This is a genomic window from Gracilibacillus sp. D59, assembly GCF_052246695.1.
In the GTDB taxonomy this organism is placed as follows: Bacteria; Bacillota; Bacilli; order Bacillales; family Amphibacillaceae; genus Gracilibacillus.
Map to the genome: position 1 here is coordinate 103,891 of NZ_JBQQCK010000012.1, position 12,803 is coordinate 116,693.

A 12,803-nucleotide genomic window follows, 5' to 3' on the forward strand; every position below is an offset into this window, starting at 1 on the left:
ACCAGAGAGAGTTGAAAAGCACTCTGATGGAACGCTCACTTTATAAATTATATATTAATTTTAACGGTATCCTATTATATTCTAATCTAAAAATATCAAAGAATACAAGAGAGGAGTTCTTTGCTACCTTTTATATAAAGTAATTTTGACGAGAAATATCCTATTTAATATAATGTGGTAAAAATTTTTTCTATTAAAAGTCTAAAGACAATAAAAACACTTAGACGGATATACCGGCTAAGTGTGAATCCATTACTATTTAATTCGGGAATCTGAGATAGTCCATTAAGGAACGTCGTCTCATCTCTTCTTCCATTAACTGTATAAATTCATAACTAAGTCTAAGTTCTGTAGCTTTTTTGTAGGATTCAATAAGCAATTCATCCGATAAGTTTTCCAAGGCTTGTCCCTCCAATAGATAGGATGTCTGCTACATGTTATAGTTAATGTAGCACGAAATGGGAAAACGAACAACTGTTAACTTATCTACAATCACCTGTTCATAAGTTGTGAATAAAAGGTGAAAAAAATGTCTGAAACTTGATAGCACAAGTGTGGATCATGTGAACAAAGTTATCCACAAGCAAAACAATTGTAGTAATTTGTCGAACGATTTTACGAATATAGTTCAAATTTCCTGTTATTTTAAGACGTTTTGTCACAATTTATGATATAATTTGGTTTTTGTAAAAGATATCTTTGAACAAATTTAGAAAATTGTTTATGATAGGGAAAGATATGTATATTATTGTTCTTTAAATGTATACCATTTTTGTGAATATATAGTATTTTTAAAAGAAAACAGTTGAGGTGGACGTAATTGTTAAAAAAATTTTTGCCAAAAGAACATGTGCAACGTGTTTTAGATATAACCCCGGCGAAACTTCGTGAAATGGGGATTAAAGGTGTGATCACAGACTTAGATAATACATTAGTAGCATGGGATGTAAAAGATGCTACACCTGAAATAATCGAATGGTTTAAAGAAATGAAAGAAAACGAGATAAAAGTAACGATTATTTCAAACAATGATGAGGAGCGGGTTAGTGTTTTTTCAGAGCCGTTGGAAGCACCATTTGTTTATAGTGCGAGAAAACCGCTAGTCCGTGCCTTTAACAGAGCTGCTAAACAGATGGGATTAAAAAAAGACGAGATTGTTGTAATTGGCGATCAACTCCTTACCGATGTTTTAGGCGGTAACTTTGCAGGTTTTCATACGATATTAGTTGTACCTATTGTCGAGACAGATGGCAAGATAACTAGATTTAACCGGCTAATTGAAAGACGCATTTTGAACTGGATGCGTAGAAAAGGCATGATCACATGGGAGGAAAAGTAATGGACCAGATTTTTTGTGAAGGCTGTGGAGCCGAAATTCAAACCGAAGACAAAACCAAATCAGGATATGTACCACAGAGTGCGCTGGATAATGAACATATTATTTGTCAACGTTGCTTCCGGTTGAAACATTATAATGAAGTACAAGATGTGGAATATACCGATGACGATTATTTACGAATGATTAATCAAATAAGCGGTACGAATAGTTTAGTTGTTAAAATAGTCGATATATTCGATTTTAATGGCAGTTTTATTTCTGGATTACAGCGTTTGACTGGTAATAATCCAATCATTCTCATTGGAAACAAGGTAGACCTTTTGCCGAAATCGACAAATAAAAACAAATTAATTCAATGGATGAAAAAAACGGCGAGCGATTATGGCTTAAAAGTACAAGAAGTATTTCTTGTTTCCGCAGCAAAAGGACAAGGCTTTGACACGGTGGAAGAGGAAATAGAAGAGAGAAGAAATGGAAAAGATGTCTATGTGGTGGGGTGCACCAATGTTGGTAAATCAACCTTTATCAATCAATTGATCAATCGTTCCAGTGGCATTAAAGATGCGATAACTACCTCGTATTTCCCAGGTACTACGTTAGGATTTATTCAACTTCCTTTAGACAGAAAATCTTACATGTACGATACACCTGGTGTGGTAAATCGTAGACAACTTGTCCATTATGTAACGGATAAAGACTTAAAATTGATTACACCGAAAAAGGAAATTAAGCCAAAGGGGTACCAACTTCAGGACAAACAGACGCTCTTTTTTGGTGGCTTTGCCCGATTTGATTTTGAAAAAGGACTTAAACAATCATTTGTATGTTATTTCTCGAATCAACTAATGATTCATCGCACGAAACTGGAACAGGCAGACGAGTTTTATGAAAAGCATGTGGGAGATTTATTGCAACCGCCAAGTCCGGATACTCTCGAACAGTTGCCACCATTAGTGAAACAAACGATGAAGATCCCAAGAGATAAAACAGATATCGTAATACCTGGTCTTGGTTGGATTACCGTTCCGGACGGAGGAATCACAATTTCGATTCATGTTCCGAAAGGCGTACAAATTTCATTACGACCTGCTTTAATATAAGAGGAGAGGGGAAAAATAATGACGTATAAACTTGGATTGATCGGTCATCCAATTGGTCATTCATTATCACCATGGATTCATCAGCAATTTTTGGATTTGGCTGAGTTAAATGGGGAATATAAATTATATGAAGGGGATCGTGAGGCGCTACCTAGTGTTTTGAAACACTTAAAAGAAACTGGGATTGATGGTTTTAATGTGACGGTTCCATACAAACAGGTGATCGTCGATTATCTGGATGAAATTGATAACGATGCAGAGATTCTCAGTGCAGTTAATACGGTCATTAATAGGGATGGAAAGTGGAAAGGCTATAGTACAGATGGAGAAGGATATGTACGCTCCTTGAAGGAACCATATCCTACCCTTTTAAATAGTAAAACATCTGTGTTATTATTAGGTGCTGGTGGAGCGGCACGTGGTATATACAGAGCATTAAATGGTCAAGGTGTAGATACGGTTGATATAGCCAATCGCTCCCAAGATAAAGCAGAAGACCTTTTGTCATTACGTCTCGATGAAGTTAAATCAAGTGTGCTTAGCTATCAGCAAGCAGAGGAACAGCTAGCGAAATATGATTTAATTGTGCAAACAACATCTGTCGGAATGAAACCGAATATAAAAGATCAAGTGATTCAGCTAGATAATATAAGTAAGGATGCGGTTGTAAGTGATATTGTATATCAGCCGATCATGACGCAATTGTTGCAAGATGCAAGTGGGCGAGGTGCGAATATACATCACGGACACGCGATGTTGTTATATCAGGGACAATTAGCATTTGAGAAGTGGACAGGGAAAAATCTAGATGTTGCACACTTAGTTAATAAATTGGAAAACAAATTAAGAGGTGAATAATTTGAAATTAACCGGAAAACAGAAGCGCTTTTTACGCGCAGAAGCACACCATTTGAATCCGATCTTCCAGGTGGGTAAAGATGGTGTCAATGACAACATGATCAAACAAATCGGTGAGGCATTAGAGAAACGTGAATTAATCAAAGTCTCCGTTTTACAAAATTGTATGGAAGATAAAGACGATGTAGCAGAAGCGATCGCTGAAGGTACAGAGGCTTATGTCGTTCAAATCATTGGAAATACGATTGTGTTATATAAAGAGTCAGCAGAAAATAAAAGTATAACTTTACCTTAAAAGTAGGTGGGAAGTTTGAAACGAATCGGTCTGTTTGGTGGCACGTTTGATCCTCCTCATTATGGACATTTGCTGATGGCGGAGCAAGCATACCAGCAATTAGCTCTTGATGAGGTCTGGTTCATTCCGTCCTATCAGCCACCACATAAAGCAGAGGCCAAAACAACAGCAAAAGACCGTGTTGAAATGACGAAAGCGGCTGTTCATGGTCATCCTGCATTCAATGTCAATACAATAGAAGTAGAACGAGAAGGAAAATCCTATACGTTAAATACGGTTCAAACATTGAAAGAACAATACCCTTCCTATCAATTTTATTTTATTATCGGTGGTGACATGGTCGAATTTTTACCAAAATGGCACCAGATTGAGGAACTGATTGAATTAATAACCTTTGTTGGTGTTGATCGTCCAGGTTCTTCATCGAATACACCATATCCTGTAGAACAAGTAGAAATGCCGTTAATGGATATTTCATCAACCATGATACGGAAGCGCGTTAGCGAAAGACAATCGATTCGATATTTAACGACACCAGAAGTAATCACAATTATTAATAAATACGAGTTATATTCATAAAATGTAATAATCCTTTTTTCTAAAAAAAGGGAGAGTGGAAAAAATGGAACGAAAAGAAGCACTTAAGATAGTAGAAAAGCAACTTACAAAGTCAAGGTACGACCACACAGTTCGTGTAATGGAAACAGCTTTAGAATTAGCCAAACATTATGGTGTCGATGAAAAAAAAGTAGAGATTGCTGCAATTTTTCATGATTATGCCAAGTATCGTCATCCTGAAGAAATGAAACGATGGATTATTGAAGAAAAATTGCCCCATGATCTTTTGGATTATCATCAAGAACTATGGCATGGTCCAGTCGGTTCTAAGATGATTGAGAGAGAAGTTGGTATTGATGATCCAGAAATACAAAGTGCAATTTATTGGCATACTACAGGTAAACGGTATATGACACTTATGGACAAAGTGATTTTTATTGCAGATTATATTGAACCAGGTCGTGATTTTCCTGGCGTTGAAGAAGTAAGGGCAATTGTTTTTGAAAATATTCATCAGGCATGCTGGATGGCAGCACGTAATACGATTAGTTTTTTGATGAGTAAAAACCAACCGATTTATCCAGATACATTTCAATTATATAATGAAAATATAGGGAGGAACATGAATGGATAATAAACAATTAGTAGAATTAATAGCAAAAGCGTGTGATGACAAGCGAGCAGAGGATATCATTTTATTAGACATGCAGAATGTTTCGTTAATTGCAGATTATTTTCTAATCTGCGAGGGGACCAACGAACGCCAAGTCCAAGCAATCGCACGTGAAGTCAAAGATATTGCAGAAGATCAAAATATTGATGTGAAACGAATGGAAGGATTCGATCAGGCAAGATGGGTATTAGTCGATCTTGGAGATCTTGTTTGTCACGTTTTTCACCGTGATGAGCGCGGGTATTATAATTTAGAAAAACTATGGGGAGATGCTCCTCAACTCGAAGTGAAAATATAAAATGGCTTATTCCCAATTAGCATATATTTATGATGTCTTGATGGATGATGCACCATATGATCAATGGCAGTCATTCGTTGAACATTTTTGTAAGCAAGGCAAGTTACTTGATCTCGGCTGTGGGACGGGCAGACTGAGCCATCAATTTGCATTGGCCGGTTATTCAGTAACAGGCGTTGATTTTTCTGAAGATATGCTTGCTTACGCTCAAGCCAATACATCTGACATCCGATATATTCAACAAGATATTCGTGAATTAGAAGGATTGACTGGATTTGATATCGTCGTCAGCCTGTGTGATGTGATTAACTATATTACAACGGAAGAAGATCTCGAAAAAGTATTCACTAACGTATGGAATAGTCTTACCGGTGAAGGTCTATTTATATTCGATGTTCATAGTCTCCGTCATTTTAATGAAAATATGGCCGGTCAAACCTTCGCCGAGATTTACGATGATATTTCTTATCTATGGTTCTGTGAGGCTGGAGGAACAAAGGGAAGTGTCGAACACGATCTTACCTTTTTCCTTTTGGATGAAGAAACTGGTCAATACGAGCGCTTTGATGAACAACATATCCAGCGTACTTTTGCTGTTGAAACATACTTGAATCTTCTAGCTAAAGCGGGATTTCAATCCGTGACAGTTCATGGTGATTTTTCAATCGAAGAATCAGAAGAACCTGAAGAGAAACAGCGCATCTTTTTTGTATGTCGAAAGAGATAAGTCTCATATGGCTTATCTCTTTTTTGATTTAATCAACAAATACACTTCTAAACGACGTAAGGAGGTAAAAATCAGTGTGTGAGGTCGAATAGAAGAGTTCTACACGACGTTAGGAGGTAAAATTCAGTGCGTAAGGTCGAATAGAAGAGTCTAATCGACGTAAGGAGGTGAAAATCAGTGCGTAAGGTCGAATAGAAGAGCTCTAAACGACGTAAGGAGGTGAAAATCAGTGCGTAAGGTCGGATAGAAGAGTCTAATCGACGTAAGGAGGTGAAAATCAGTAAGTGAGGTCGAATAGAAGAGTTCTAATCGACGTTAGCATGTAAGAATCAAAGCGAAAGGTCGAATAGAAAAGTACTAATCAACGATTAGATAAAAGAACCCCTCTCTATTAAAGCGTATATATTTCCAAAAACAGTCAACTTCTGCTATATTATAAGTGATCATTTTTAAGAGGAGTGATTGTATGATGCTAAAGGAGAGGAAAAAACCACTAGAATTACAACTGTATGATGTATTGTCAAAACGAAAAGAGTTATCTAACGCAGAAAGGAAAAAATATCAAAGACTTAGACGTGGGTATGAAGGTGAGTGTGTATTTGATTCTTTTGTAGATGCTCAAACTGGATCTTTCTATGTGCTTCATGATCTGCAATTGATTTTTTATGAGAAGTTTTTCCAAATCGATTCCGTTATTATAACGAATAATACAATGTACATATTTGAAGTTAAAAATTATTTAGGAGAATATTACTTTAATAATGATGCATTGTGTATGGGCGAAAACATTGAAGTCGAAAACCCTATTCATCAAAGGAACCGATCGGAATCACTAGTACGCCGGTTCTTGCAATACCACGGGTTTTCTTTAACTGTAAAAGCTTATATCATTTTCATGCACCCTCAATGTACAGTTTATCAAACTCCATCACATAAACAGATTTTATTCCGTTCAAATCTTCAAAGCTTTCTTCAAAAACTTTCCACCAATTCTTATATTACTCAACAGGATATGCAACTATCAGAACTCCTACTATCTTCTCATGTCACCAAACATCCATTCGAACAATTTCCAAGTTATCAAATCAAAGAATTGCGAAAAGGAATAATTTGTAAAGAATGTGAATCATTCTCCATATCGATAATTAATAAAACTGTATTTTGTCAGACATGTCAAAACAAAGAGTTAGTAGAACTCACCATTTTAAGACATATTAGGGAGTACCTTTTACTAACTTCTACTAACAAGGTAACGACAAATGACATTTATCAATGGTGTGATAGAGCAGTTTCTGAAAAACGTATTATTCGTGTTTTGCATAAATATTATAAAAAGCAAAATGACCAGCGCCATACCTATTTTGAAAAATGTGATGGTGGAAATTGAAATGCAATTAAATTAGTGCATGTTTTCAGGTCGTGACAAAATTTAGTCAAAACCCTCAATGAACTCGTATTACAGCTGAAAGAAGTAATGTAAACATCGTAAGTTAAGACCTTTTCTATCTGATTCATTGCCTTTTTCCATACCTTCTGCTAACCTTTTTGTAAACGTTGTCATAAAGGAGGCTTGCCACGTGCAGTCAATATCATTAGGAAAGAAAGACCCTCGTATTAGGGAATATATTACACCCAAAAAAATTGTTTGGAAAACATCAGATCAATCATTTGAAAATGAGGAGTTATTAGTACAAGACAGAGATGCGCAAGTACTCATTACACCAGGAGAACCAGTCATTATAAGAAATGATGGGAGCACTCCAGGAATTTTATTGGATTTCGGAATTGAACTTCATGGTGGAATCCAGTTAGCAATTTGGAATTGTGTTAAAAAAGGTGAGCTAGTTAAACAGGCTAAAGTTCGAGTTCGATTTGGTGAGTCTGCGATGGAAGCAATGAGTGATGTCGGAGGGGCGACTAATGCAACCAATGATCATGCAATAAGAGATCAAATAATAGATATTAGTTTTTTAGGAATGAACGAAATAGGAAATACTGGTTTCCGTTTTGTACGCATTGATTTATTAGAAGAGGATTGCTGGATTCAAGTCAATACCATTAAGGCAATATTTTATCATCGTGATTTACCTGTAAAAGGATCATTCAATTCAAGTGATCCATTATTGAATCAAATCTGGGATACCGGTGCTTATACAGTTTACCTAAATATGCAGGAATATATTTGGGACGGGATAAAACGAGACCGTATGGTGTGGATCGGTGATATGCACCCAGAAGTAGCAACAATCCAGGCAGCATTCGGTTCGGAAGAAATTGTCCCACAAAGTATGGATTTTGTCAGAGATCGAACCCAATTGCCTGGTTGGATGAACACATTTCCCAGTTATTCGGCATGGTGGATGATCATTCAACATGATTGGTATATGTATACCGGTGATAAGAATTATTTAATAGAGCAAAAAGATTACCTAATCGCTTTGCTCGATCAAATGGGCACACATATTAACGAAGATGGTACAAACACAATGCCTAACCCATTCCTTGACTGGCCAACTGTACATAATGAAAAAGGAGTAAACGCAGGGGTTCATGCTTTGTTTATACTCGCTATTGAAAAAACGACGTATTTAACTGAGATATTAGGTGAAACAGCAGCAACCGAACGAGGAAAATCTTATTTAGTGAAGTTAGCTAACCACAAAACAAATCATGGCAACAGTAAGCAAGCCGCAGCACTTTTGGCTTTGAGTGGAAAAGAGCAACCGGAGCAAATCAATGATTTATTATCACAAGATGGTGCAAAAGGGGTATCTACCTTTTACGGGTATTATATTCTTCAAGCGAAAGCACAGGCAAACGATTTTACAGGAGCCCTTCAATTAATCAGAGAGTATTGGGGTGGTATGTTATCATTAGGAGCTACCACTTTTTGGGAAGATTTTAATATCGAATGGCTGGAAAATGCTGCCAAAATCGATCAACTAACACCAGAAGGGAAAATAGATGTACATGGAACATATGGAGATCATTGCTATGTAGGTTACCGTCACAGTCTTTGTCACGGTTGGGCATCAGGTCCAACAGCATGGCTCTCTCAGCACATATTAGGAATCAAGATCTTAGAACCAGGCTGTAAAGTGATTGAAATAAAACCATCACTAGGTGACCTTGAATGGGTGGAAGGTTCCTTTCCAACACCGTATGGTATTTTGAACGTAAAACATTATAAACAAAAAGATGGCTCGATTGAAACATCATATGAAGCACCAACTGAAATAGAAATTATAAACTGAAAAAAGCCAGCTCTTTTCCTTTTGTGGAGGAGCTGGTTTTATAATGGATTTCAGGCAAAAAGTTTTTAGATATCATCTCTATTTGAAGACACTACCATTTAATATAATCCTAATTTTTTCCTTTATTTCTGGTATTTTATGTTAATATTAAAGAGTATTAATCAAAACAATGATAAAAAACAATTACATGAATAGTCTAATGATAAGTTTAATAAGGAGAGGATGTGAGTAATATTTCTACATCAGAACGAGAAAAAATTGTAGGACAAGAAATGGTAAAGCTTTTACATGAAGGATACATTAGCGAAAAAGAATTCATGAAAATTATGCAATCATACAAACAATATATCCATCATCAAGAGCAGAAAAAAGATGACGTGCAATATGGTGAGCTGCAGACCATTACAAAGCCAAAACAGCAAACGGAAAAACAACAAGAGAACTCACAACAAGTAAAAACACAAGAATTGAATAATAAAGAAGTGAAGAAACCGAAAGTAAAAACTGCTGAACAAATAAGAGAAAGAAACATTACATGGCTTTTAATACTTGGTGTAGCCTTTTTGCTGATTAGTGGATTAGTTGTGGCAACTAGTTCATGGGAACAAATGGGCGCCGTGTTGAAAGTAGTGACATTAGTTGGTGTATCGGCTTTTTTCTTGGCTTTAAGCGGTATATCGTCTTCCATTTTAAAAATCGAAAAAACTGCTTTTGCTTTCTTAACATTAGGAAGTTTATTGCTGCCGATCACTATTATAGCAATTGGATACTTTGGATTGTTTGGAAATTATTTAACCTTATCCGGTGAAGGGAAATATTTGCTTGGCGTGATTGGTACATTACTGCCATTGCCGTTATATGCTAGGAATGCGATCAAGAACAAATCGCGTTTATTTGTATGGATATTTTTCTTGTTTATGTCTTTTTTTATTGGATTTACGATTGCAACGACGAAGGTTTCAGTTGATGTCTTTTATTTTCTCATTATGATCTATAATGCAGTTCTATTAGGTGGTTATCACCGTTACCGTCATCATCAAAAATTTCGTATCTTTATCAAAGAATTACCAGCATATGCACAACTAAATTTAGTTATTTCTACCTTATTAATGCTGTTCGTTTTTGATGAGGCATTGTTTTATAGCTTTAATGTTTTGTTGACAGCATTACTATATATGGCTATGGTATTTGTATATAACTCGAAGGCATATCAATTTATATTCTCTGCTTTATTTGCATATGGAGCTTACCAGTTAACAGAACATTCTTGGTTGATGTCGGTCGACTTATTTGTATACGGCTTGCTTGGTTCTAGTTATCTTGTCTTTGGTTATGTAGTAAAGAAGGATGCATATTTATCGAAAGTGTTTCATTATACTAGTGGTGTTATTTCATTATTTGCTTTTATTTATATAAGCTATCAGGGTTTACTCATAAGAGGGGAAAAGGATTCCTGGATTTTATTACTTGCCTATGTAACTATTGCTTGTTCTTACATTTACCTTTCTTATATTACAGAAAGACAAGTATTTCGTTGGTTAGCTCCGATTTTCCTTTTTACATGTGGATTGCAAATGTGGGATTTAAGTATCCAACCAATGATAAATATTAGCGTACAACTATTTATGTTCCTTTTTGCCTGTGTATTGTTTATTTGGTTGGGGGTCCGAAACAAGCATCAATATCTACAAGCAATCCAAACGAGTACGTACTATATATCTATTACTGTGATGCTATTAGCTGTCATGTATGGATTGACAGTTGAGACATACATGGAAGTATCATTTATGTTTTTATTAATTGGATGTTTAGCATTGATCATGTCCACTTCACAACAAAATGTCGAAAAACAAGTTGGAGATTGGACGCATGCCATTAGTTGGTTTCTAGCTATTTATGTACTATATCCCGAGATGGCGAACCATCTATCTATGTATCATGAATATTTAAATTGGCCATTCCACATGGCTATTGCAAGTTTACTTTTATTGGCTGTAAGTGTGATCTGGAAAAGAGTAGGGAAATATGCATGGGAAGAGTCTGCCTTTTTTACTGGTCAGATAAGTTATTTAATGGCAGTTCTTCATCTATTGAACGTTTATACAATAGACGAGATCTTTGTACGACCAGCTATAATCCTTGTAGGAATAGGTGTTTTTATTTGGCTGGTGCGACATACACGACTTGATTTTCTTTGGTCAGTGGTAGCTGTTATGACGTTTATTTTTTATTCGTCATTGCTTAGCACGTTTTCGATAGAAACATTTGAAGCGATCACATTGTTTCAATTATTTGCACCGATATTGCTATTAGTGATCGATCTGTTTGCTGGAAAATTTGTGGAAGCTTTAAAACCTTATTTCTTTTGGCTTGCTCATATTGTTCAATTGTACGTCCTTAAGTCTGTTGTGTTAGATCAACTGTTTACCGAGTCCATTCATCCAATAGTTTTATTTGTTCCTTTCTTTGTTTATATTTATAGTGCTTTAATCAAAACAAAAGAATGGGAAATAAAATTGTTTCTTTATTTATCGTTGACAATGGTACCTATTTTGTTAATAACAAATCTAGCTTATTATGATATTATGCCAGATATTACATTTGCGTACTGTTTAATGGGCGCAAGTGTCTTACTGGTCGGTTTATGGTTAATCGTACATTCTATTTGGAAAAGGAGAATGGAATGGTACATTATTCCATTCTCAAACGTGAGTCTGTTGATAGTTATTGTATTCCAACAAATGTCTATGTTACAAGATGTGATTCTGGTAGTATGCTTTATCATATTGAATCTATACTTACTACACATGCGCAAGTGGTCGATTGTGGCAGTGCTCCCGTTAACATTATCGATATTAATGTGGCAACAACAACGTTATGTAGTAGATGATATTGCTTTATTGCTTGTAAGTATCGGCTGTTTCTTTGTTTTGCTACTTACAGGAAGGTTTTTATATAGCAGGATTATTAATAACACTCAGCAACAAAGATTGATTGATTGGTATTCGCTAGTTGCGGTGATGTACGTGTGTTATTCATTAAACTTTATCGAAGTAGCGGATAATGTATGGATTCGTGTTATTCCATACTTGTTGTTAGCCTTTTGGTTATTTCTACAAATCAATCGTATTAACCAACACTTAATGCAGAAAGTGTTTATTACGATAGGAGCTCTTTGCTTCTTACCAGCTTATTATCTTGTTTTGCAAGAATATCTAGCATACATCTCTGACTTATTTCATGCAGAATTGGTGGTACTACCTATCTTATTGCTTTCTATCGTATTAGCCAGTAAAACATGGAGAAGTTATCAAAACATAATGACACATATACAATCTGTGATACTAGTGTTGATTACAGTCTACTTAGTGTCAGACGCGATTCGAAGTAATACAGTATGGGATGCACTAATTGTTGGTATTCTTTCATTAGTTGCATTACTAACAGGTATGAAATTTCAAATTAAATCTTATTTTTTTGTCGGGCTTGGGACATTGCTTTTTAATGTGATTTATCAAACGAAGCCATTTTGGGGTACTATGCCATGGTGGGGATATCTGTTAATTGCTGGTATAACATTGATTGCTATCGCAAGTTACAATGAATGGAAAAAACAAAAGAATTCTGAGGGGAAATTGGAGAAGAAAATAAAAAAATTAGTTTACCAGTTTAAAGAGTGGAATTAATGAGATCAATTAACA

Annotated in this window: 12 protein-coding genes; 11 read left to right on the forward strand and 1 reads right to left on the reverse strand. The window is 35.6% G+C overall.

The features are described 5' to 3' along the window. Positions 1-259: 259 nt before the first annotated feature. On the reverse strand, positions 260-400 hold the full coding sequence (locus tag ACTWP4_RS18040; RefSeq protein ID WP_443130175.1) for a sporulation histidine kinase inhibitor Sda: 141 nt from the start codon (positions 398-400) through the stop codon (positions 260-262). Positions 401-820: 420 nt separating this feature from the next. Between ACTWP4_RS18040 and ACTWP4_RS18045 the strand changes: the two genes are divergently transcribed. The 11 genes from ACTWP4_RS18045 (at position 821) to ACTWP4_RS18095 (ending at position 12,788) form a co-directional block, all read left to right on the forward strand. Next, complete coding sequence (locus tag ACTWP4_RS18045; protein ID WP_443130176.1) at positions 821-1,339, forward strand: YqeG family HAD IIIA-type phosphatase; 519 nt, start codon at positions 821-823, stop codon at positions 1,337-1,339. Beyond that, the gene (yqeH, locus tag ACTWP4_RS18050; RefSeq protein WP_443130177.1) at positions 1,339-2,439 is read left to right on the forward strand and encodes a ribosome biogenesis GTPase YqeH; all 1,101 of its coding nucleotides are present in this window, start codon (positions 1,339-1,341) and stop codon (positions 2,437-2,439) included. Before ACTWP4_RS18045 ends, yqeH begins: the two co-directional genes overlap by 1 nt. Positions 2,440-2,457: 18 nt before the next feature. Then, a complete protein-coding gene (aroE, locus tag ACTWP4_RS18055) occupies positions 2,458-3,297 on the forward strand; it encodes a shikimate dehydrogenase (RefSeq protein WP_443130178.1) in 840 nt (279 codons plus the stop codon). Between the two features lies 1 nt (position 3,298). Further along, complete coding sequence (yhbY, locus tag ACTWP4_RS18060) at positions 3,299-3,592, forward strand: ribosome assembly RNA-binding protein YhbY (RefSeq protein ID WP_443130179.1); 294 nt, start codon at positions 3,299-3,301, stop codon at positions 3,590-3,592. Between the two features lie 15 nt (positions 3,593-3,607). Then, entirely contained in the window at positions 3,608-4,171 is a 564-nt protein-coding gene (locus tag ACTWP4_RS18065) for a nicotinate-nucleotide adenylyltransferase (protein WP_443130180.1), read from the forward strand. A 43-nt stretch (positions 4,172-4,214) separates the two neighbouring features. Then, positions 4,215-4,784, forward strand: coding sequence for a bis(5'-nucleosyl)-tetraphosphatase (symmetrical) YqeK (gene yqeK / locus ACTWP4_RS18070; RefSeq protein ID WP_443130181.1), 570 nt, complete (start codon positions 4,215-4,217; stop codon positions 4,782-4,784). Beyond that, positions 4,777-5,121 carry a ribosome silencing factor gene (rsfS, locus tag ACTWP4_RS18075; protein WP_443130182.1) on the forward strand — a complete coding sequence of 115 codons (345 nt, stop codon included), beginning with the start codon at positions 4,777-4,779 and terminating at the stop codon, positions 5,119-5,121. The genes yqeK and rsfS overlap by 8 nt, the downstream gene beginning before the upstream one ends. Position 5,122: 1 nt before the next feature. Then, complete coding sequence (locus tag ACTWP4_RS18080; protein ID WP_443130183.1) at positions 5,123-5,848, forward strand: class I SAM-dependent DNA methyltransferase; 726 nt, start codon at positions 5,123-5,125, stop codon at positions 5,846-5,848. A gap of 466 nt (positions 5,849-6,314) precedes the next feature. Continuing rightward, the gene (locus ACTWP4_RS18085; RefSeq protein ID WP_443130184.1) at positions 6,315-7,235 is read left to right on the forward strand and encodes a nuclease-related domain-containing protein; all 921 of its coding nucleotides are present in this window, start codon (positions 6,315-6,317) and stop codon (positions 7,233-7,235) included. A 190-nt stretch (positions 7,236-7,425) separates the two neighbouring features. Then, positions 7,426-9,102, forward strand: coding sequence for an alpha-L-rhamnosidase-related protein (locus ACTWP4_RS18090; RefSeq protein WP_443130185.1), 1,677 nt, complete (start codon positions 7,426-7,428; stop codon positions 9,100-9,102). Positions 9,103-9,326: 224 nt separating this feature from the next. Then, entirely contained in the window at positions 9,327-12,788 is a 3,462-nt protein-coding gene (locus ACTWP4_RS18095; RefSeq protein WP_443130186.1) for a hypothetical protein, read from the forward strand. Positions 12,789-12,803: the final 15 nt, after the last annotated feature.

Coding starts and splice junctions, on each gene's coding strand:
- yqeH (WP_443130177.1), top strand. CDS start 1,339: ATGGACCAGATTTTTTGTGAAGGCTGTGGAGCCGAAATTCAAACCGAA.
- aroE (WP_443130178.1), top strand. CDS start 2,458: ATGACGTATAAACTTGGATTGATCGGTCATCCAATTGGTCATTCATTA.
- yqeK (WP_443130181.1), top strand. CDS start 4,215: ATGGAACGAAAAGAAGCACTTAAGATAGTAGAAAAGCAACTTACAAAG.
- rsfS (WP_443130182.1), top strand. CDS start 4,777: ATGGATAATAAACAATTAGTAGAATTAATAGCAAAAGCGTGTGATGAC.
- ACTWP4_RS18080 (WP_443130183.1), top strand. CDS start 5,123: ATGGCTTATTCCCAATTAGCATATATTTATGATGTCTTGATGGATGAT.
- ACTWP4_RS18085 (WP_443130184.1), top strand. CDS start 6,315: ATGATGCTAAAGGAGAGGAAAAAACCACTAGAATTACAACTGTATGAT.